The organism is Imperialibacter roseus (assembly GCF_032999765.1).
Classification (GTDB): domain Bacteria; phylum Bacteroidota; class Bacteroidia; order Cytophagales; family Cyclobacteriaceae; genus Imperialibacter; species Imperialibacter roseus.
Genome location: NZ_CP136051.1, coordinates 2664457 through 2687465, shown reverse-complemented (window position 1 = coordinate 2687465; position 23009 = coordinate 2664457). Strand labels below are relative to the sequence as shown.

At 46.9% G+C, this 23009-nt stretch carries 12 protein-coding genes; 2 read left to right on the top strand and 10 right to left on the bottom strand.

Annotated features, from left to right (window positions below; translation table 11 throughout):
- Positions 1-184 precede the first annotated feature (184 nt).
- The 4 genes from RT717_RS11110 to RT717_RS11095 form a co-directional block, all read right to left on the bottom strand.
- Positions 185-1702, bottom strand: coding sequence for a SusD/RagB family nutrient-binding outer membrane lipoprotein (locus tag RT717_RS11110; RefSeq protein ID WP_317491805.1), 1518 nt, complete (start codon positions 1700-1702; stop codon positions 185-187).
- A gap of 11 nt (positions 1703-1713) precedes the next feature.
- Positions 1714-5280: a SusC/RagA family TonB-linked outer membrane protein gene (locus RT717_RS11105; RefSeq protein WP_317491804.1), complete on the bottom strand. Its 3567-nt coding sequence runs from the start codon at positions 5278-5280 to the stop codon at positions 1714-1716.
- Positions 5281-5327: 47 nt separating this feature from the next.
- Positions 5328-6341 (bottom strand): FecR family protein, encoded by a 1014-nt coding sequence (locus RT717_RS11100; RefSeq protein WP_317491803.1) that lies wholly within the window; start codon positions 6339-6341, stop codon positions 5328-5330.
- Positions 6342-6416: 75 nt separating this feature from the next.
- The gene (locus RT717_RS11095; RefSeq protein ID WP_317491802.1) at positions 6417-7040 is read right to left on the bottom strand and encodes an RNA polymerase sigma factor; all 624 of its coding nucleotides are present in this window, start codon (positions 7038-7040) and stop codon (positions 6417-6419) included.
- A 394-nt stretch (positions 7041-7434) separates the two neighbouring features.
- Between RT717_RS11095 and RT717_RS11090 the strand changes: the two genes are divergently transcribed.
- Entirely contained in the window at positions 7435-9456 is a 2022-nt protein-coding gene (locus tag RT717_RS11090) for a M13 family metallopeptidase (protein ID WP_317491801.1), read from the top strand.
- A 75-nt stretch (positions 9457-9531) separates the two neighbouring features.
- Here the strand turns inward: RT717_RS11090 and RT717_RS11085 are convergent, their stop codons facing one another.
- The 6 genes from RT717_RS11085 to RT717_RS11060 form a co-directional block, all read right to left on the bottom strand.
- Positions 9532-10494, bottom strand: a complete 963-nt coding sequence (locus RT717_RS11085) for a M14 family metallopeptidase (protein WP_317491800.1) — start codon at positions 10492-10494, stop codon at positions 9532-9534.
- A gap of 111 nt (positions 10495-10605) precedes the next feature.
- Positions 10606-11598, bottom strand: coding sequence for an SDR family oxidoreductase (locus RT717_RS11080; protein WP_317491799.1), 993 nt, complete (start codon positions 11596-11598; stop codon positions 10606-10608).
- Between the two features lie 117 nt (positions 11599-11715).
- Positions 11716-12432 (bottom strand): tRNA threonylcarbamoyladenosine dehydratase, encoded by a 717-nt coding sequence (locus tag RT717_RS11075; RefSeq protein ID WP_317491798.1) that lies wholly within the window; start codon positions 12430-12432, stop codon positions 11716-11718.
- A complete protein-coding gene (locus tag RT717_RS11070) occupies positions 12429-13049 on the bottom strand; it encodes a TatD family hydrolase (protein ID WP_317491797.1) in 621 nt (206 codons plus the stop codon). The genes RT717_RS11075 and RT717_RS11070 overlap by 4 nt, the downstream gene beginning before the upstream one ends.
- A gap of 86 nt (positions 13050-13135) precedes the next feature.
- Positions 13136-13834 (bottom strand): LytR/AlgR family response regulator transcription factor, encoded by a 699-nt coding sequence (locus tag RT717_RS11065; protein ID WP_317491796.1) that lies wholly within the window; start codon positions 13832-13834, stop codon positions 13136-13138.
- Complete coding sequence (locus RT717_RS11060; protein WP_317491795.1) at positions 13831-16950, bottom strand: histidine kinase dimerization/phosphoacceptor domain -containing protein; 3120 nt, start codon at positions 16948-16950, stop codon at positions 13831-13833. Before RT717_RS11060 ends, RT717_RS11065 begins: the two co-directional genes overlap by 4 nt.
- Positions 16951-17203: 253 nt before the next feature.
- On the opposite strand from RT717_RS11060, the gene RT717_RS11055 reads away from it, so the two are divergent.
- Positions 17204-22990, top strand: a complete 5787-nt coding sequence (locus tag RT717_RS11055; protein WP_317491794.1) for an Ig-like domain-containing protein — start codon at positions 17204-17206, stop codon at positions 22988-22990.
- The last annotated feature ends 19 nt before the right edge of the window (positions 22991-23009 follow it).

The following is a 23009-nucleotide window of genomic DNA, read 5'->3' as shown; positions in this document are numbered from 1 at the left end:
TATCGAGAAGTATGGTTGGCCAGGATAGCTCCTTAAGGCTGTGGGGACGGTGTTGAATAAGGCATCGCTCGTCATCAGTTTGATGACTGAAAGCTCTTGCTTGCCTGTGAGATAGGACAGTACGAGTAAGGTAAGTGATCCTGTAAGAGGCGATAAACCAGTGCCTCTTACAGGATCTCCTTTTTTACTTATGCCACCACACCTTGGTGGCGAGGTCGTCAGGCCCCTGCGTTGCAATGGCCGCATTTACATTCTCGGTATTAACTGATATTTCCGAGTTTGGATAGGTCAGTCTGTTGATAAAGTCAACTTCTTTGCCTGGATAAGGGTTTACTTCCAGAACTGGGAAGCCGCTTCTTCTGAAATTAGCGAATGCCTCTGGTCCGTTCAAAAACGATGCTATCCAGTACTGGACATTGATTTGTTCCAGTTCGGTTCCTGCCTCAAGTGGGTTTGCTGCAATGTAGTCATCTCTGTCTGTAGCCGCTACCGCCGAAGCTGCGTCGAACGTTGCCAGCTGATCCATATGGGCGGCAATGCCATCAGAAAAGTACTGCGCTGCACTGCCAGTGGTGATCCACCCTCTGAACCTTGCTTCAGCCAACAGCAAATTGGTTTGAGCTGCGGTTACAAAAAAGGCTGGTGCGGCACGGCTCGTCATTCGACGACGATCCACCTGGCTATAATCATAGAAACTTGCCAGCCCATCTGCTTCTGCGGCGGCGGCTACCGTTCCGTTGTCGTGGCCCATTGGCATACCGATCTGATCGTCAGCCTCATAAGAACCAACTTCAACAACCTGGGTGGGCCCGGAAGTAGCGCCTACATAACGAATGGCGATGGCAGACAGTCTGGGGTCGTTGGTTGCCTGCAAAACATCAACGAAAGGCTTTGCCAGGTAGATATTTGCCGCCTCAGTAGAGTTGAGTGTGGCTCCGAGCGGGTTGGAGTAATTGGCGTCGTGTCGCACGTAAACATTGTCCGCATTGTCGAGGATAGGGCCGCCATTGAAGGCAGCTGCCACTGTGCTTTGCGCAAGGCTTGCATTGGCCTCACTGAGCCTCATTCCGGCCCTTAACATCAGCGAGTAGCCAAACTTTTTCCACTTTGCCACATCGCCACCATATAAAACATCGGCCGTTTCCACTTTTCCACTGGCGCTTAAGGCAGCCGAAGCCTCGCTTAGTTCCTGAATGAGTTTAGGATAAATAGACTCCTGGGTATCATAGGCAGGAAAGAAAATCTGCGTGTTGTAGCCATCGCCACCATCTGTATAGGGTATGTCTCCATAGCTATCGGTAAGCACCATAAACGCATGGGCCTGTAGAATCCTTGCCATATTTAGCAGGTTGGCTCTAGCTGGGTCATCTGTTGTTTGACTGATGATGTCTTTGGTGTCTCTGATGACGTTGCGGTAGTAGGTTTGCCAGTTTACCTGCGTTGAGGCCCGATTGTCCTGGTTATAGTTAGCACCGGTAAGCACACCTGAGTTGGGCGAAATGATCTGCTGTACAATGCCCATTTCGAAAATAAGTGTGGACGCAGGAAAGGACGAATTGATTGCTGCCCTGTTGAGAATGAACACGGGGTCGATTGAGGTGGCCCCCGTCTTGCTTTTATTCATTTCATCAAACTCATTGTCGCATGACATGATGAAAACGAACGAAAATATTAACAGAGATAGTTTAGTTATATTTTTCATGATGCGTTTGATTAAAATTTAACATTCAGGTTGAAGCCCATGCTCCTTGTTGTGAGCAGCCCTGGCGACTCCATCCCAACCACGTTGTCGGAACTGTAGCCGAAACTTTCAGGATCGATGTTATCCACCCATTTCTTCAGGAGTAGCACATTGTTCGCCACAAGGTTCAACCTCAGTCCTTTGATTGGAGAATCGGGAGAGAAAAACCGGGTGAAATCATAACCGGCTGTTATTTGACGTAATTTCCAGTAGCCTCCGTTATATACCACAGGCTCAATAAGTGCCTGAGATCTCACAATCTCCCAATAGGCCTGCACGGGTGCTACCACTGTGTTTACGTTGCCGTCGATGTCAACGCCATCGCCCACAACGCCATTCTCTCTGCCTTCAAGTGTTGCTTTGTGAAGGCCGTGACGGTAAGCGTTGAAGTTGGTACCAGAGAGCATTTTGTTCCCCAACTTGAAATCTATCAGAAAAGAAAGAGATACCCCTTTGTAGTTGAAGGCGTTATTAAAGCCTCCTACCCATTTTGGTAGTGCACTACCAAAATTCACAAGATCAAGCGTTCTCAGAGGTAATCCATTCGTGCCAAATATCTGGCGGCCACTGTCGTCTCTCCGGTAGCCAAAACCGGCAATTTGCCCCATTTCTTCGCCAACAATCTGCCGCAGCTCACCATTGAACACGTGAGTACCCACGGTAATCCTTTCACCTGGAGTGTCGGTAAGCAGGCTAAGCACCTTGGTGATATTGTAGGCACCGGTAAAAGTGAAGTCCCAGGAAAAATCGACAGTTTTTACCGGAGTCAAATTCAGCAGCATCTCAATGCCCTTGTTTTGGCTCTGCCCGCTGTTGATGCGGGTGTCAATGAAGCCGGAGGCGTCGGAAATCTGTGCTTGCACAATCTGATCGGTAGTGATTTTTTTGTAGACCGCCACGTCAAGTCCCACACGGTTGTTAAACATTCTCATCTCAAGTCCCAGTTCGGTTTCAGATGTTTGCATCGGCTTCAAATTGGGGTTGGGAACTGTATTGCCCGAGGACCCGCCCACAGGTTGCCCGGTGCCGGAGGGATTCAACGCTAAGTTTGGGTTGACACCGTAGAACAGCACATTTGAATATGGGGGCACGTCGGTGTCGCTACCCACCTGTGCAAAGGCAGCTCTGAATTTCCCAAAGTTCAGCCAGCCAGGGGCGTCGAACGACTCGGAAAATACGTAACTGGCAGAAACCGAGGGGTACAAAATGCTTCTGTTGGCTTCTGATAACGTCGAAAACCAGTCGTTGCGCAGGGTAGTGTTCAAGTAGATAAAACGCTTGTAGTTCACTTCCGCAGACCCGTAAAGTGAATTTACACCTCTTTCAGAAAGGTCGTAAAGAGGGTCTTTCGCCCTTCCGTTTTGCACGGTGTAGAGGCCCCGAACAACGAAATCTGTTACCTGCACGCTGTTGAGGTCTGACCTCCTGTACATCTGGTTGCCACCAGCGGTGATGTTAACCCCGATATCACCAAATTCTTTGGTAGCGGAGACGAGGAAATCCTTGTTGATTTCTCTGAATCTGCGGGCTTCCTGCGTGTACAACCCATTGACGAAACCTGCTGGTGCAGCTGCCCTTGAGGCCTGGCCGGTGGGGAAGTTGTTGTAGTCCTGATCACGTGACCAGTAATCCTGACCTACACGACCCTGTACAAAAAGCCAGTTGGTAATGTCGTATTTCACAGAAAGGTTGCCAAATATCCTATCACGGCGAATGTTCTGAAACTGATCCGACAAAATGAAATACGGATTCGTCCTGTTCATAAACCGTGAATAGATGTATTCATTTCCCTGTGCATTGTATCTGTTGTCGTTCAACACATCAAGGGGCATGGAATTAGACATTGCCATGAGTGATGTGGGAATGGTATTGTCCTGTTGTCCTACGTTTGGTGGGTTCTTGTTATACTCATTGGAGTAGTTGATATTTCCCTTGAAGCTTAGTTTGGACGAAAGGTCATAGCCGAATCCAAGATTGATGGTCTTTCTGTCGAATGTATTGTTGGGTACAATCCCCTGGCTGCTCATGTCAGCAAAAGAAAGATTAAGCCCTCCTTTGTCGGTGTTGCCAGCCAGCGTTATTGTGTTAGTGAAGTTCTGCCCACGGCGATAAAAGTCCAGCAGCCGGCCTCTTTGTGGCTCATAAGGAACTGTTACGCCGTCGAACAAAACCTGTGTCATGCCCGGCTGAAACTTTTCGCCAAATGACCATTGACCGGATGTAGGGTTTGGTGCAGTGGGTCTTACTCCATTTTCACCCTGACCGTACTCGTACTGGTAGTCAGTAAAATCAAGCGGCGCTTCATTGGTATAGTTCATATTGTAAGTTACGCCCAGGCCTTTGGTTGTTCCCCTCGATTTAGTGGTAATCATGATCACACCGTCTTTGGCACGGGATCCGTAAAGGGCTGATGCGGCCGCACCTTTTAGCACAGTCATGCTCTCGATATCGTCGGGGTTGATGCTGGAAAGTCCGTCACCGCCGTCGGAGGTGTTTCCTCCGCCTCTTACGCCGATTGAACTATCCGAACCCGCATTTCCAGGGTTGGAGCCAAAGTTGGTATTGTCAATGGGTACACCGTTCACAACAATGAGCGGGTTATTTTGGCCTGAAATGGACGACTGACCACGGATACGGATTTTTGATGTGCCCGCAGGACCAGTTCCAAGGCCGGAAATGCTCACACCTGCAATTTTGCCCGTCAGCGCATTCATCATGTTCGGCGTACGGTTGATTGAAAGCTCATCGGAATTGATGGTGGAAGTGGCATACCCAAGGCTTTTGGATGATCTTTCCAGACCCAGAGCGGTAACCACCACTGTTTCTAGTGACTTCACGTCCAATTCCATAGAAATGTCAATGATACTTCTTGCACCAACGTTCACTTCTTGCGTAGCGTAGCCAATGGCTGAGAATACAAGGACTGAGTTGTCATCCGGTACCGACAGGGAATATTTTCCGTTGGCGTCAGTGGATGTTCCCGTTGAGGAGCCTTTCAATATCACGTTCACACCAGGAAAGCCATTGCCATTTTCATCTTTTACGGTTCCACTGACAGCGACTTCACGCTGCGTTTCCTTTTTCTGCCTGCGGGCCGATTTGGAAAAGGCCTTGAGGCTAAGGTTGGCAGCAGGGGAGGTAACACTGGCTGATAAACCGGATGTCTTCGATGCGGAAGCCGACTCTGAAAGCCCCGCATTCTGAAGGCTCTTTAGCGAAATGACGTAGAATCCGGAGCCAGCTTTTTCATAAGAAAGCTCTGTTTCACTCAGCAGTTCGCCCAATGCTTCTTCCACCGTTCGCAAATCGGAGGATGGTATCTGCACTTTCTTGTCTTTCACCCATTCATCACGGTAGGCAATAGACACATTGAATTTTCTCTCCAGCTGTTCCAGCCCTTTTTCAAGGGAAATGGACTCAGTTTTCGTTACCGCAATCGATTGCGGGTTGAAGGCAGAAGCTAGAACTTGCTGGTATTGTGGCACTGCCTGATTTGCCACCACACAGGTGATAAAAACAATTAGGTAAAGCTTTCTCATAGTAGTTTAATGTAGGTGTTATCATTGTTTAGAGTATATATGAATTGCTATTCTTTCAATAGGTAGTAATCATTCCTTTTTTCAGCTTTTAGCTGAAAAACTTTGGCCACTTGAAGCACGAAACTTTCAGCATCTCCCACGGGCATTGACCCCGATACCGTTTGCTGAAGCATTTTGTTAGCCTGCACACGGACGGTCACCCCAAAGTTGTTGTTGGCCATTTCTATCATTTCCTTCAGGGAAGTTTCGTCAAGAATTACCTTGTTGTCTGTCCAGGCTGCATACACTTCGGTATCGACCCTGCGTTTGCTGTATTGCTTGTTTTTGTACTCCACCAGTTCACCTGGTTCCATCAATATTTTTTCCTCCTTGTCGTTTCCCGGGAAGCTAAGGGCAATTTGCCCGGTATTCAGCACGACTTTGGTATCGGCTTTACGATGGTAAACATTGAAGCTGGTGCCAAGCACTTCCACGGCCACTCCATCACTTACTTTCACCCGGAATGGCTGGTTGCCAACGGTGTGAACCACTTCAAAAAAAGCCTCTCCTTCAAGCAATACCTCTCTGGCTTGTTGCCGCTGCCAGTCGTTACTGAACACAATGCTGGAGTTTGCATTTAGAACCACCGAAGAGCTATCAGGGAGCAGGATACGTTTGGTTTCACCATATGCCGTTTCATAGTGAAGTACCTCTTTTTGGAAGAATATGAAAAACACAGCCAGCCCTATCGCTATCAGTGCTGCAGCAGCAACGGCCGACAAACGCCAGAGGTCGGGCGACACACCTGCGGTAAGTTTCCTGCCCGTGCCTGTCGGCTGTGGTGTGTTGACTTTTATATTGCTCCACAGGCCAGCTACTTCCGATTCTGAGAGAGAATAGACGGGGAAGTTAAGTTTTTGCAGCAGAGCAATGGCTTCTTCAACCTCCACAGCCTTGTCTGGATGCTTACTGATCCATTCCCGCCAGAAAGCATTACTTTCGTTGGTAGGCCTCCATACCCAGGCACGAAAGCTTTCGTCCATTGCAAAGTCGTTCGCTGAAAAGTGGTAGTAGTCTTTCACCTGGAAAAGTGTTTAATATCGTAGAAGAGTGTACCGTGTATGGTTTCTCATCATTTTTTTGAAAATATTTTTCGATTACACCTGAAAAGCCTGCAGAAGGATCAGTATAAAGCCCGTGTCTTTGAGTTTTTTCTTTAGCACCGTAAGTGCCTTTGAGATGAGATTGTAAACTGAGTCCACATTTAGTTCCATGATAGAAGAAACTTCGTGATAGCTTAGCTCATTGAAGAATTTGAGGAAAATGGCCTCCCGTTGCCGTTTGGTGAGTGCATTAAAACTCACCTTCAGCTGCTCCAGTTGTTGTTTTTTTGCCTCCCCGGCAATCATCGTATCCTCAATGGATGGAATGAATTCAAACATGCTGTCAGGGTTGTCGTGGAAAGGAAGGGCAAACTTACGGTTGGCTATGAGTCGGCTGATGAGCAGCCTTCTGAATGATTTGAACAGATAGTAGTTCACAGAACCGGCCACGCCAAGGGTTTCTCTTTTGCTCCACAGCCGGGTGAACAACTCCTGAAGGCAGTCTTTGACCAACTCTCTGTCACGACAATTATGCATCCCATAGTTGAAGAGCCTGTTCACGTGGCGCTTGTACAGCACAGAAAATGCCAGTTCGTTGCCGGACTTGAATTGCCCCCAAAGCACTTCATCATCAAGCGACCCTGCTTCTGTTGTCGATATGATCCGTTCGCTATTCAATACAAACTTGTTTCACCAATAGACTTGTTACCCTGCATACCATTTTTTCCACTCGAACTTGGTTGAATAGTTCAGGTAACGTCATGCTTTAAGAACCCGAGTAGTCGATGAAATACAGGGTATTAGCTTAGATGACGACACCTTATTTATCGGCATTGTAAGGCTGAATATACTAAATAGCAGCGATAATATATTGCCAGGAAGGCATGGAAGAGTGTATAAATAGACTTTAAGTGTCGATTTGACACGAAATTTTATTTAAACGACCATTAAAAGGTTATTTCTCCCGGGCGATTATAGCTCGAAAGCAGTCACATCAATAAGCCTCCGCTAACGGAATAGTCGAGTGCGTTGCTTCGAATTCTTTCTAACTTTCAAAAAACTAACCGAATCTATGAGGCGAATACTTTACTGCATTGTTATAGCCCTTGCCGTCGTTGCCTGCAAAGAGCAGGAGCAAAGTGTTCCGGAAAGAAAATATGTAGATGTTTCGGGGCTCGATCCTTCGGTCAAACCTGGCGACAACTTCTTTATGTACGTGAACGGCATTTGGTACGACACAGCGAGAATTGCCGACGACCAATCAGGTGTGGGCTCTTATAGCTTCCTGAATATTCCTCAGAAAAAACTGCTTCAGAGTATTTTGGAAGAGGTATCGGCAGGCGAGAATCCTTCCGGAAGCATTGAACAAAAGGTAGGCGATTTTTTTGCCTCAGGAATGGATACAACAGCCATCAATAGGCGAGGTTTCGGGCCTATTAAGCCAATACTGGAAAAAATAGAAAAGATTAACGACCTCAAAACACTGATGGCCTTTGTGGCAGATGAGTCAAAGCTCGGCGACAATTCCATCATAAGCGCTGGTATTTCGCCTGATGATAAGAACAGCACAGTTAACATTGCCCATTTCGGGCAAGCGGGTTTGGGCTTACCCGACCGTGACTATTATTTTAAAACTGATTCATCTACCATCGGCATTCAAAGTGCTTACAGAGGATATCTAGCTACTTTGTTTGAGTTAACCGGTGACAGCGCGGAAAAAGCAGCTGCCAAAGCAGATCTTGTGTATGGTATCGAAAAGCAACTGGCGGAGTCGCATAAAACGAGGATACAGCGCAGAGACGTACAGAACAATTACCATAAGATGGCTGTAGCTGACCTCCAAAAGACGCAGCCAAATATAGGGTGGACTGCCTTGCTGGACAATCTTGGGCTTGATACTGACAGTGTTGACGTCCGTCAGCCGGCTTACTTCGAAAAACTGAACACTTTGCTGGGGTCATTGCCACTTGAGGGCTGGAAAACCTACCTGAAAGCAAGCTCCATTGCTGCTTATGACCAAATCTTGAGCCAACCTTTTGAAAAGGCCTCGTTTGAATACAATAAAGCCTTGTCGGGCCAGTCGACCGAAAAGCCACGTGCTCAGGTAATGGCCGAAGCAGTCGACAGGCAAATGGGTTTTGCCCTTGGGCAGCTTTATGTGAAGCGGTACTTCGGCGAAGATGCCAAAAAGAGAATTTCGGAACTTGTGGACAACCTCCAAAAAGCTTTCGAAGCCCGTATTGAGAAGCTCGACTGGATGAGCGACAGCACCAAAGTGAAGGCCAAAGAAAAGCTTTGGGCCATCACCAAAAAGGTGGGCTACCCGGATGTATGGAGAGAGTATGATGTTACCATCGACCGTGGCAAGTATTTTGAAAATGTGATTGCCTTGAGGGAAGATAATTACAAATACCAGGCTGGCAAGCTGAATAATCCGCCCTACAAGCACGAATGGGGCCCCTCTCCGTCGACGGTAACGGCCTACTACCGGCCCTCCTTCAATGAAATTGTATTTCCTGCCGGCATCCTGCAATATCCCTACTTTGATGTGAACGCTGACGATGCTATCAACTACGGAGGTATCGGAATGGTGATCGGCCATGAGTTGACCCATGCTTTTGACGACCAGGGTGCGCAATATGACAAAGACGGTAATATCAAGAACTGGTGGACTGAAGAAGATTTTGAAAAATTCAAGGCCAAGACGCAACAGGTGATTGACCGCTACAGCACATTTACTGTGCTCGACAGCGTGCATGTAAAAGGAGCGATGACAGTAGGAGAAAACACAGCGGACAATGGCGGCATTGCTATTGCGTACGATGCCTTCAAACTCACAGAGCAGGGACAAGACACCACAAAAATTGACGGCTTCACCCCGGATCAACGTTTCTTTTTGTCCATCGCCCGGATCTGGCGAGTGAAAACACGTGATGAGTTTTTACGCACGTACGTAAACACCAACCCTCACTCACCAGCCATGTGGCGAGTGAATGGGCCGCTGATGAACTTCACGCCGTTTTATGAAGCCTTCAACGTGCAGCCAGGCGATAAAAATTACAAGCCGATAGAGGAGAGGATCAGGATTTGGTAGGCCAGAACGACTTATAGCTTTCCCATAAATGAGTAGCTGGCTGGAAGTCTTGACACGGAGCTTCCAGCCAGTTTGCTATTTTGCCGACTGAACGCCAATAGCGCACAGTGGATCGTTCGTCGTAATAGCTAATGAGGTCACCAGGTACAAGACGATGCCATCACTTTCCGCATGGTAATCGCTCAACTTAGTGCCGAAGAAGTCCCTAATTTCGCCCAACTTCTGGCCCTTTGCTACCTTGTCTTCGAGCTTTACCTCAGGGTACCAACACCCCTCATGCCGGGCTGTTGCAACCAGCATTTTCTCAAGATACTCCACTTGGTAGGTTTGAACCTGCCCGGGGATCGTAGCCAATGAACGAAGCACGTTTTTGACAGCAACTTTGTATTGTTCTACTTCGCTTTGGTTCCAGCGCCCGCACTGCCCAAGCTCCGCAAGAAAGCCTGGTGTTCCACAGGAAGCAGCACCACCAATAGAACCGTTTTCGGATACTGAGCCCACCACATAAGGAAACCCAAGAAGGGCAGAGGCCTGACGAGACTGTTCAGACACTTCTTTGCTCCCCACATTGGAATAGATAACGAAAGGCACCAGCGATTCATGAATGTCGCCGCCATGCAGGTCGATGAAGAAGGCTGCTTCTTTTTGAAGCTGGTTAATGACGTAGGCAATCCGCTCACTGACAGTGCCTGTGGCTTTGCCTGGGAATACCCTATTGAGGTTTTTTCCATCATAGGGCCCGTAATACTGCATTCTGGCCAGAAAAGCGGCTGTATTGACGGGATGAATGATAAGCACTGTACCAGCAACGGCATTGGGGTCTAGCTCTTTCGCCAATTGTATGGCTGTTTCTATGCAAGGATACTCACCACCATGAACACCGCCAGTTACAAGGATGTCTTTTCCATCCTTTATCCCGCAGATCAATGTAAAAGGCATTTCAATAGGCGTTCCTGGTACTGGTATATGGCCCGTTGTCTTTGTGCCAGCTGTTAGGGCCATATCGCCCGACACAAGCTGTCTGATAAGTTCTTTCATGTATGGATTTTATGCGGTTAAACTACAAAAGAAACTGCAACGATAAGCCATAAAAGTGACAGACTAAGCTTCTGGAACAGGGATCGGCGCTGTTTCTAAGTTAGTCTGCACCTATTGCCCATGCTGTTGGTATTTTTCGACAATTTTGTCAAGTTCTTTTTCAGTCTCGGGGTTGATCACCTGCCTGGAAGGACCTGCCTCCAGCCAGCCCAAAGTCCGGCGGATGCCCTGATGGAAAGGAATAGTAGCCTTGAACTCCGGCACAAAGGTTTTGATCTTCGTATTGTCAAACACGGCACTATGCGCCTTGTCACCCAACAGGTTGCCGGTTTGGTCTGGCCAATGCTGGCAGATAAAATCGGAAGGGATGTGGACAATGTTCGGCGCAACGCCTACCGCATCTGCCAGTCCCTCGTAGACCTGATTCCAGCTCAGCACGTCGTCCGAGGTGATGTGAAACGCATGCCCAATCGCTTTTGGGTGGCCCAGCAGACCTACGAACCCAATAGCAAAGTCGTCGGAATGGGTCAGCGTCCACAGGGAGGTGCCGTCGCCATGCACTATGATTTTCTTTCCTTTGCGCAAGCGATCCACAATATTGTATTCCGTCCAGCCGCCAAGGGCCGCTGGTATCACTGTGTCGTAAGTGTGCGAAGGGCGAACAATAGTCACAGGGAATCCGTCGTTTCTGTAGGCCGACATCAGCGCATCTTCGCAGGCAATTTTGTCCCTAGAGTACTGCCAGAAAGGATTGAAAAGGGGAGTGGATTCCGTGATCAGATAGTGAGTGGCTGGTTTCTGGTAGGCCGAGGCGGAGCTGATGAAAATATACTGTTTGGTTTTACCGGCGAACAGCTTGATGTCTCGCTCTATTTCCTCTTTGGTGAAGGCAATCCAGTTGACTACCACATCCCAGCGATGACCAGCCAGTACTGACTCCAACTGTTCAGGCGCATTGATGTCACCTACAATAGACTTGGCTCCTGGTACTTTCAGAGTGCTTTTTCCCCGGTTGAGTAAGTACAAATCTATGCCTCTTGCTACTGCCAACCTGCTGGTGGCTGTGCTGATGTTTCCGGTGCCGCCGATGAATAATACCTTCATTTCTAATGGTTCTGCTTAGGTCGCTAAGGTACGAAGATCGGGGAAAGTTGTGAGGATTGCCGCCATGAAGTAAAGAGGTCGCTCTGTCCGCAAGCATAGAGCGACCTCTTTACTCTCCTAAACCGTCAGCCTTTTAATCACCTCAGCGGCCATGGTCATGCCAAACATGGCTGGCATATAGGAAATGGTTCCATAAAACGACTTCTTGTATTTTGTACCATCAGTAAGCTTTAGGGAATGTGCGGGCTGTACCTCTTCAGAATAGACACATAACACCCCTTTGGTTACGCCTTTTCCTTTCAGGTTCTTTCTCACTTGCTGCGCAAACTTGCACTCCCGGGTTTTGCTGATATCAGCGAGTCGTATTTTGGATGGATCCAGCTTGCCGCCGGCACCCATCGACGAAATGAATTTGAGCTTCATCCGTTTCAATGTCAATATCATCGACATCTTGGGAACGATGCTGTCGATACAGTCCATGGCAAAGTCGAAATGATTATCCAGCAGAAAGGAATGCATCAAGTCAGGCTCCATGAAGTTGTCGACTACCTGAACCTGCAGGTCAGGATTAATATCCAGAAAACGATCCCTAAGTACGTAAGCTTTCTGTTTGCCGACAGTGGAGTTCAGTGCCTGGAGCTGCCTGTTTTTATTGGTAGGGTCTACATCGTCGCCATCAATGATGGTAATGTTGCCCAAGCCAGCCCGTACCAGTGTTTCTGCCGCATAGCTGCCCACGCCACCCAATCCAACAACGAGCACGTGGGCATTCTTTAGTTTGTCTAAAGCTTCTTTACCAATCAATAGCTCGGTTCTTTCTAACCAATCACTCATATTCCGAAAAAAGTTCTAGCGTTGCTGTTCATCTGTCGCTGAAGTTCAGACATCTCTATTTCAATCAATCCAGCCACAGTTCCATACACATCAATAATGCTGATACCAGGCATACTATCCGTTTCCAAAAATAGGTGATCGATAGGTAAAGACTCAAACAGGTCCATGTATTTAGCAGGAGGGAGGCCCGGCATGAGCGAGAGGTAAAACCCCTGATCGATTAGCTGCTTTGCCAGTGTAGCATGACGGCCATAGCCATGCACACACCATTTCTCAATACCAGGAAACTCTTTCTTGATTTCACTGAGCTGACCAAAGGCCCTAACGCAATGGATAATGACGGGTTTCTTCATTTCATCAGCGACCTTCAACTGGCTTCTGAGGATGTCCATTTGAACTTCTATTGCGGGGCCTTTAAGATTATCCAGTCCCATTTCGCCCATGGCAAGGCAGTAGCTATCGGCCAGCAGCCCTTCCAACTCCGTTCTTTGTTCGGGAGTCGCCGGCTGCGCTGTCCACCAGGGGTGCAGACCCACTGTGAAGTATTGGTGTGGCTTACTTTGGCCCAGATGAAGAGAAACAATTTCCATCACATCAGCACGATCTGCTTGCCTCATACTGTGGGTATGGAAGTCGAGGAAGTGATTGTTTTGGAAAGGTGTAGAGCCCATTTAAGTCAGCCAGTTGTGACCATTTGCAGTGATTACATTTTTTTTGAAAACAACTCTATTAACTCGTTTTTATAGGTTCTTGACAATGCAATTTTCTCGCTGTTCACCACTACGTATCTGCCATTAACTGCTTCAACTTTTGCCAGGTTGACAACAAAAGATCGGTGAACTCGGACAAAGTTAGCAGATTGAATTTCTTCCAGAAACCCCTCCAGCGACTGCCTGTGAGTATATTTTTTTAACGTGGTATGTATATCTATATAGTTGTTATCCGATTCAACGTAAAGGATATCGCTGGCCTCGACTTTTACACTTTCATTTAGGTTGCGAACGAGAATGACTCTACTGTCTTCAATTCTTTTGCTCCTTATAATTTCGATAGAAGCGAAGAGATCGCTTTTTGAAAAAGGCTTGATCAGATAGGCTGACGGAGCGGTGCTAACTGCTGCCTTAATTGTTTGCGGGTCGGTATAAGAAGTTAAGTAAACAAATGGAATTTTGTACTTGTCTCTAAGTAGCACACCTACATCAATTCCGCTTTTTTCGTCGCTGAGATTGATGTCCAGAATAGCTACGTCGATTGGTCGTGATTGCTCCAGGTATCTATTGGTTTCTGCGTAATTTTTGGCAACGCCTACCACAGAGTATCCCAACTCCAGAAGCATTTGCTTTGCCATTTCGGCAATCATCAAATTGTCTTCTACGATTAAAATATGAAACTGGGAGCTCATTTTGGAATAGTTAATAGAAACGTTTTTGCCTTATAGGTCATCGTGGCGTCTATCTGGTTCACCAAAATATTGATGATTCGGAAGCCGAACCCTTGCGAAGTCTTCGTATCGAAGCCGTCTTGAAGGCCGCTTCCGCTGTCGCCATATGCAACGTCAATGCTGTTCTCTTTTTGGTTGATTTTGAGGCTGATTTTGCCGGTAGTTGCGTTGGCAAATGCGTACTTGAATGAATTTGTAATCAACTCATTTAGAATCAGGCCCAGGAAAACCGACAACTTCATGTCCAGCTTGATGTCTTCAGATTCTATGTCCATTTCAACTGAGTCGCCCAGATCAAACAGCTTTTGCAATTCTACGAAGAGTTCACGCATAAACGATTTAAAATCCACCTCAGTCACGTTATCAACATCGTACAGGTTTTGGTGTACGAGGGCCATGGTTTCAATCCTTGCCTGACACTCGTCGAGGATAATTTTCACCTCCCCGCTGTTGGTTGATTTTGACTGAAGATACAACATGCTCTTCAAAAAGGTAAGGTTATTCTTTACCCTGTGGTGTACCTCCTGCCGCAGCAATTCTTTTTCATGCAGTTGTTTGAGCACCTCAGTTTTTTCATGTTTTAACTGTTGTGTTCTTTCTTCTACAAGGTTTTCGAGCAGCTTTTTACTTTGTTGCAAGTTGTGTTCCCGTATACGGATAAAAAATCCAACGGCCATTGCCCCGAGCATCAATACGACGACAAGGAACCAAGTCTCCTGATAAAACGGCTTGTATATTATGATCGGAATTCTCAGTTCCTCGGCAGTTCGGTGAGCAGTACCACGGCCAGTCAGCACGAGCGTGTATTTTCCATAGGGGAGAGACCTGATACTAATCTCGGGTTTATCAGTATATGTCCATTGTTGATCGAAATTTTCAATTTTGTAGGCATATTGGATTTTTTCACTTTTATAGTCAATGATTGAATAACCTAATTGAAACGCCAGATCGGACGGATACACATGGATGGTATTTTCATCATTTATGAAATCTTCGACTGCTTCAATAAAGGACCCATCCGATTTTGACTGTTTGCTGAATGATGTAACATATAATTTGGAAGGTGTAGCGTCGATGAGAAAATCCTTGGGATTCAACATATTCACACCATTAATGCCTCCAAAAAATAGCCGCCCATCTTCTGACTGGTAATGTGATATTGTATTACATTCATCGTGTGCAAGCCCATCCGATTCGAAGTAACTGTTGATGCTGAAATTTTGCTCATTAATTTGCATGATACCCCTTGCGCTACTTACCCAGAGGTATCCATAATCATCCCGGTAAATGGCATAAGTCTCATTGTGCGTTAGACCATCTTTAGTGGTATACTGCTTGTAGCTGCCATTACTGATATCCAGGCGAATAATCCCGCCACCCTTGGAAGCGAGCCAAAGCACACCAGGCTCAAATTCATTGATATGAGCAATATGGTCGTGGGGGATAATACGCCCCTCAGGCCCTTCACGATGATATCGGTCTATTACTCCTTTTTGCGAATCAAGGAGATACAGGCCGGTGCTCGTAGCCAACCATAAGCTATCGCCCCGTTCATGAAAATGATACACAGTGGACTTTTCAAGGAGAGAAAATTGATTGTAGTCGTTGAAAACTTGAAGGCTGTCCTGCGAATTCAAAAATGAAATACCCTGAGCATGGCCTACCCACAGTTTCCCATGCCTGTCTCTGAAAATGCTCCAGTGAAGTCTTGGGTATTCTGCACGTAAATTAGTCTCTGAAGTATAGTAGTAGTCTTTGGTGTTTCTATGGCTTGGTTTAAACCACGACACCCGATGCCCCTCATCAGTAAACCAAAGCTTCTCGTCCTGATCCAGCCAAAATGCGTGTCGTTTTACTTCGTTAATAAGGTCAGTTTCTTCCGTTTCTGGCGCCTTGTAGTAATATGGTGTGCCCGATATGATAGGAGTTTTATTTCCTGTTTCCAGATCAATTGCATAAGTGTGTCCTAATCCATTTACGTAGAGTGTGTCCCTGATAACTTTCATACCACGTGCGTTATATCCCTGGGTTCCGTAACTCTCTGTATCAGTCAGGAAGGTCTTTATATTTGATTCTATAAGTGTAAAACGGAAAATATTGCCGCTCTGCTTCATCCAGTAATTTCCAAGACGATCCATCCACGGTGACGGAAAATAAGGATCTACAATTTCTCCGTCTTGTTGTTTCGTGGCAAGAAGTTGGCCGTCAAAGGTGTAAACACAAATCATTTGCGATGATTTTTGCTCCGTCCAAATGCGACGGTTATAAACGTCCACTCCAAATACCCTATAGTTGAAGTAATCCCCGTTGGGTAAAAAATCGATGGGCTGCTCATCACGATATACCAGATAAGATTCCAGTGAGTCGGTCTTGTTTTTGGCTGATATTAATTGACCGTCCGAATCAATCCCGACCCAAAACCGATTGTCAGCACCAACTCTTGGCAGTTCCTTTACTACTTCTCCTGTCCGATTGATTTTGGTCAGGGTCGATTGGCCAAAGACCCATATGTGCTCATTACGGACATATCCGTTCGATATTCCATGGTCAAGCACGCTAATGGGCGCACTGTGCAATGAATCACCATCGTAAAGAAAAACAGCATTATCAGCAGTGAAAAGGAGTATGTCTCCTGCTTCCGTACCACTTGACACCCACGCCAGCTCTTCAATTTGGAAGGGAAGCGGTCGTTGCAAGTATTCACTGAGGGGAATGCTCTTATTGGTAAAGGGATTGAAAATGCCGAGGCTGATGACCTTGTGATTTGGGGGGACGGAGTGTAGCAGCCACAAGTTCCCATGAACGTCTTCGTTTATTTCTCCTACACTGCTGTAAAGCAAATGGCCTTCTTCCATCGTGAATGATGCCATGTTGTGGCCGTCATAACGAGTAAGGCCGGTGGTCATGCCGAACCAGGTAAACCCCCTGCTATCCACATAGGTATCCTGCATATTTCTATCCAGAAGACCGCCCTCAACGCTCAAGATCACCTTGTTAATGGAATAATCCTGGGCATTTGCAAAAGTCCAGCAACCACAAATAATTCCAAAAAAAACCAGCTTTGTGAATAGGTTCATTCCAATAAATCACAGTCTTCTTACCACGGCATAAATATCCCCAATTCGAGGCAAAATGTCTTAATCTTCTTAGGACTTGCTTCCATTTTTTTGTGGGTTCATTTTTTGGTGTTGCTACGGTGAATTGTCGGCGTTACTGATTCTGGCTCGTCAAACTCATACAAATTTTGGTTGTTCACCACACATATTTGAACGCTTCATGGAAGCGATAGTAATTGGTGACTGATTCATTTTGGGATTAATGTACTTGTATATGAAGTTAGTTAGAATTGTTGCCGTTTGTTTTTTCCTTGTAAACCTTCACACCGTATCTGCTCAAACTGCCTGGTCGCAACTGGGCGGCGATATTGTAGGCAGTGCAGATGGAGATGGTCTGGGTGCCATGCTGAGCATATCAGCCGATGGAACCATTGTTGCGGTGGGAGCGCCAAGTGCTGATGCAGGGGGGAGTTCTTTCTCTACACGGGGTCTGGTGAAGGTTTATGCAATGCAAAGTGGTTCGTGGATACAAATGGGGTCTACGATCAACGGCACCGAGGATGGGGCGTCGTTTGGAGCAAGCGTGAGCCTTAGCGATGACGGTACCTTGTTGGCGATTGGTGCTCCGCACAGCGCCTCCACTTTTGGAGAATTTTCCAATTCCGGTCAGATGAAAATATACTCCTGGGATGGACTTCTAAGCGACTGGTCGCTCGAAACGACAGTTGAAGCTGAGGCTGCGGGAGATAATTTTGGCTATGCAATAAGTATTTCAGGAGATGGTTCTGTGATTGCGGTGGGCGCCCCCATCAGTGCCGCAGGAGGAGATTCAAGAGGGCGGGTAAGAGTTTATGACTGGAATGGTTCCTCTCTAAGCAGCAGGGAAGATTTGAATGGAGCCACCGACTTTGAAGGGTTTGGAACGGCCGTTAGCCTTAACCTTGACGGTAGCGTGCTGGCAGTAGGTGCGCCATCGAAAAACGGCTCGGGAGGTGAGCTGATCGTTGGGCAGGTAACAAGTTATAGCTGGAACACAACGAATTACAGTAACACCGGTACGTTGAACGGAGTCGCTGAGTATGATAGTTTTGGGGACGAGGTGAGCCTGTCTGATGACGGTACCCGCCTGGCAGTAGGTGTCACCAAGTTTTTTGGTGGTACCTCTTATGTGGAGCTATTCGATTTCAGCACAAGCTGGTCATCCATTGGGGTGATCAATTCAGCCAACGACACGGACGGCTTTGGTAGTTCGATCAGCCTCTCGGGCGACGGCTCTCATATTGCAATTGGTGCGAGTGCAAACGTAACTGGCAGCGAAGGGGGGCGTGCAGAAGTGTACGCTTATACCGGGGCAACCTGGGAAAAAGTGGATGTGGACCTGACAGGTGATGCCGCCGGTGACGGTGCCGGAACGGCAGTCAGCATTTCAGCCGACGGTGCCTTCGTAGCGGTGGGAGCACCCAATAATGTAGCAGGTGGTGTGAATGCTGGTCAGGTAAAGGTCTTTGAGCAGGCATTGGCTGATCTATCAGCGCCAACGGTGGCGATTACTTCTAACGAAGGTGAAATTACGAATAACAGCCCTTTTGCAATCACAATAACATTCAGCGAGGAAGTAACCGGCTTTGTCATTGGAGATATTGCTGTGGCGAACGGAGCAGCAGGCAATTTTGCTACTTCAGACAATACCACATTTACGGCGGATATCACTCCAACAGCTGATGGAACCGTAACTGTGAACATTGCTGCCGCTGTTGCGCAGGACCTGGGGAGCAACGCAAACACTGCTGCTGAAGAGTTCAGTATCGTGTATGACGGAACAGCGCCTTCGGTGACTATTGACGCCCTGGTGACCAATGACCAGACACCGGCCTTAACCGGTACCATTGACGACAATACGGCAACCATTATGGTAACGGTAGGTGACGAGACCAATGAAGCAACCAACCATGGCGATGGTACCTGGACTTTGGCTGATAATGCACTTTCCAGTTTGGCTGAAGCTGAGTATACTGCCAGCGCTATTGCAACAGATGGTTTGAATGAGAGTGACGAAGCAACAGCTCTGCTCACAATTGATCTTACAGGTCCGCAAATATTTTTTGATAATGCCAACCTCGACGGACTGGCACCATTCACTGATCCTGTGAATATTTCACCTCTTATCGTCAATATTTTTTTCACCGAAGAAGCCACAGGCCTTACCCTGGGGGAGATAACGATTGACGGAAACGTAGGCACCACCGGTCTTTCTGAAGTGCAGGAGTCAGGAGTAAACTTTTATATGCTGGCGGTGCCTCTTCAAAACGAGAGCATCGATCAGGAGATCACCATTACCATTCCGGCTGGAGCAGCATTCGACCAGGCGGGAAATCCGAACCAGGAAGGCAGCGTGATTATCTCCTATGATATCACTGGCCCGTCGGTTAGCTCTATTTCAACAACAGGCCAAAGTACGACCAACACTGCTCCAATAGCCATTGAAATTGTTTTTGATGAGAAAATAAGAGAGCTGGCTGCAGATGATTTTACGGTTGGCAATGGTACAATAGAAGGAACGCCTTCGAGTGAAGACAATATCACATTCACCCTCAACATTACTCCGGTAAATGAGGGGTTGGTTACAATTCAACTTCTGGCGGATGCCGTAGAAGACATTGCCGGCAATACAAATGCCTTAGGTTCCGACGTGTTCGAAATGACCTATGACATCACACAGCCTACTGTTGAAATCAGTACTCAGTCAGCGGCCACTGCCACCAGTCCAATTGTAGCAACTGTCACTTTTTCTGAAGCCATGGACCCAATTGCCCTCCAAGATTTCACAATCACCGGCGGGACTGCCTCAGGCATTAATACAACCGGTGTCGGGGTTTACAGCCTGGAAGTAACTCCGAATCCTCCGGCCGAAGGAAGCACATCTACTGCCGGAGTGGAAATGACGATTGCTTTGGCAGCAGGAAAAGTTCAGGATGCTGCCGGCAATACCAATACGGCATCCAACACTTTGGCTGTTACTTTTGATGATCAGCTGCCGGTTTTCAATCTGTTCAATAATGCCAGCCAGCCGCTTACGGCCGTTAGCGGTAACTTTACAGCTAATTTTATCATTACAGAATCGGCATCCCTTTTTGATATCAATGACATCACCGTTACCAATGGAACCAAGTCTAATTTCAGGTCAGAGTCGATCTTCGGATCTACTCGTTATCGGGTAGATATAGCTCTTACGGGCAGTGAGGGGGTCACCATTACCATACCGGCTGGCGCAGTGGCGGATGCTGCAGGAAATGAAAATGCCGAGACCACATTCTCCATAGCAGTAGACAATGTCGGTCCAACGGTCACCATCAGCTCCAGTGCAAGCAGCCCTACCAAAATGAACCCCATCCCGGTCACCTTTACTTTCAGTGAAGCCGTAACGGGATTTGCAATGGATGATATTGCGGCTAATAATTTTACAGTCACCGCACAACCCTCAACTGAAGATAACATCACTTTTTCCACGACCATTGCACCGGCTGCCAACGGAGAGCTGACCATTGCGCTGAAAGATGCCTCAGTAACAGATGTGGCCGGAAACCCTCTTACCAATACCGGGGCCTTCGCTATCACTTATGACAATGTGGCTCCGACATTAACCATTGACGGGCCAAATGCAGTAAATACGACTGATCCTTTCACGCTCACCCTCAACTTCAACGAACCTATAAGTGGATTGACTGCCGATAATTTTACTATAGCAGGCGCTGCACCTGGCACCATTACTGCTTCTTCAACGTCAATCTACACCGTGCTATTAACCCCTCAGGAGGCAGGTACTATCTCGGTGACGGTGAAAGGGTTTGCAGACCTCGCTGGTAATGCCAATGTTGATGGCGTGGCAAAGTCGATCTTGTTTGATAACACACGTCCTACGGTGATAATCAGTGGCACTCCTGCAGCACCGGTTAATAGTAAAAACCCGATCAAATTTACGTTTACTTTTAATGAAGTAGTGTCTGGGTTTACTGTGGAAGATATTTCGGTCTCGAATGCAGAAGCTTCAAACTTCACAGGAAGCAATGCTGAGTATACGGCTGACATCACCCCAACAACTCCAGGCACCGTGACGTTGAGCCTGGCCGAAAACGTAGCGGTGGATGCAGCTGGAAATGGCAATCAAGGTGCGTCTGCTTCTTTCGTGTTCAATCAGAAATACAGCGGCGGATCAGGCACGGAAGCCGATCCCTACCTGATCGCAACAGAATCTGACTTAAGAAAAATAAGTAGTAACACAGAGGACGTTAGAGCGCATTTTCGGCAAACAGCCGATATATTGATGAGTAATGCTAGCTACAACCCAATTAGTTCCTTTTATGGTGTTTATGATGGCCAGGGATTTGAGATTCAAGGATTGACAAATATCGTCCCGGAAATTCAAAGAGGGACTTTATATGGGGATATAGGACTGGTTGGATTATTTATATATACCAATGGAGCTATTCTTAAAAATATCTCGCTCACTGCAATAAATATTCAAGCCTATCAGGGTGTCAACGTGTATTCAGGGGCAGGACTATCTGTTGAAGCAACCAATACAAGAATTGAAAATTGTTTTGTTACTGGAAATATTAAGGGTCCCGCAAATGTAGGTGGACTAGTAGGCAGTGCTGAAGGTCTTTCCGTTATAGCGAATTCATTTACAGATATAGAAGTGTTTACAGGACCGATTCCTACTCTTTCAGTAGGCGGCTTGATTCATAGTGCCAATGATGCAGGAGGAGGACGAGCTCCGTTGATTACGGATAGCTATTCGTTAGGTAACTACAGTGCACCTGATGGAACAATTTTTGGCATTGGAGGTTTGGTTGTAGAATTACTCGATGGATCAAAAATTAATAATTCTTTCTATGCTGGAATAATAAGTAGCACGTCAGGGCCTCTTGGAGGCTTATTAAAGTCTGGGACATCTACGGCTGATCCTTCACTCGAAATAACTGTAGCTGAAGTAAATAACTCGTTTTGGGATAAAGAATGGAGTGGGCTAGAAACTAGTGCATTAGGTGGTTCAGGTTTAACCACATCTCAGATGAAAACCCTCGCTACCTACACTGTAGCTGGTTGGGATTTTACCAACACATGGGAATATGTATGGAATAGCTATCCACGTTTGAAGTGGCAGAAGGAGCGACACAACAAACCTTTTAAGATTTCTGGTAAAGTTCTGGACGAAAATGGCAATCCATTTACCAACGGTACTGTGAATGCGTTTTCATTCGATGGCCCGAAATCTGTTTCAGTCACGCCGGATGCTTCAGGTAACTATAGCCTTGCTTTGGAAACCGGGGAGTACTTTCTATCGGTGTTTCCAAATGATTTCAATAAATATTACCGGACATATCTTGGAAATACCAATCGTCTGGATAAATCCAGAGTAGTGTTTTATGACAATATTCATACTATTCAGATGGTACCCAATTCGCCCGACGTAAAACTGAATGGAAATGGACGGGTGTCTGGTCGTGTGGTTCAAAGTACAAATGGCGGAAGAATTGTTCAGGGAAGGGTGCTTGAAGGAAATCCTTTGGAAGGAGTAACCGTCATGTTAATCAGGGTTTTAGATCAGGAGGTGATGACCTCGGTACAAACGGATGCAAATGGTGATTTTGAAATCACTGGAATTCCCGCTGGCAGCTATCAACTTGTCCTAGGGGTAGATGGAGTTGACCTCAACCTGGAAGGCTCTACCTTCACGATGGATGAAGCTGGAACCCCAATAGTGATCTCTGCAGCCGTTGGTGAGAACGGCATCACCTTTGCCATTGAAAAAGTGCTGGGAGTGGAAGATGAAATAGCCCTTTCCATCTATCCAAACCCTGCACAAGACCATATAAACATTGCCGGCATGGGCCAAATGACAGTAAGGCTACTAAGCCTGTCAGGTGATGTAGTGAGCAATACAGCGTTTATCGATCAAATTACTATCGACCTGGGATCATTGCCTCAGGCCATGTACCTACTGGAAATTACTAATAACTCACAACAACGAACAGTGCGACGAATTGTAAAGTCTAATTAACTCAGCTAAACAGAATAAC

Excerpts from the sequence above, each read along its gene's own strand:
- RT717_RS11090 (WP_317491801.1), top strand. The coding sequence starts at position 7,435 with ATGAGGCGAATACTTTACTGCATTGTTATAGCCCTTGCCGTCGTTGCC.
- RT717_RS11060 (WP_317491795.1), bottom strand. The coding sequence starts at position 16,950 with ATGAACCTATTCACAAAGCTGGTTTTTTTTGGAATTATTTGTGGTTGC.
- RT717_RS11075 (WP_317491798.1), bottom strand. The coding sequence starts at position 12,432 with ATGAGTGATTGGTTAGAAAGAACCGAGCTATTGATTGGTAAAGAAGCT.
- RT717_RS11080 (WP_317491799.1), bottom strand. The coding sequence starts at position 11,598 with ATGAAGGTATTATTCATCGGCGGCACCGGAAACATCAGCACAGCCACC.
- RT717_RS11055 (WP_317491794.1), top strand. The coding sequence starts at position 17,204 with ATGAAGTTAGTTAGAATTGTTGCCGTTTGTTTTTTCCTTGTAAACCTT.
- RT717_RS11110 (WP_317491805.1), bottom strand. The coding sequence starts at position 1,702 with ATGAAAAATATAACTAAACTATCTCTGTTAATATTTTCGTTCGTTTTC.
- RT717_RS11105 (WP_317491804.1), bottom strand. The coding sequence starts at position 5,280 with ATGAGAAAGCTTTACCTAATTGTTTTTATCACCTGTGTGGTGGCAAAT.
- RT717_RS11085 (WP_317491800.1), bottom strand. The coding sequence starts at position 10,494 with ATGAAAGAACTTATCAGACAGCTTGTGTCGGGCGATATGGCCCTAACA.
- RT717_RS11070 (WP_317491797.1), bottom strand. The coding sequence starts at position 13,049 with ATGAGGCAAGCAGATCGTGCTGATGTGATGGAAATTGTTTCTCTTCAT.
- RT717_RS11065 (WP_317491796.1), bottom strand. The coding sequence starts at position 13,834 with ATGAGCTCCCAGTTTCATATTTTAATCGTAGAAGACAATTTGATGATT.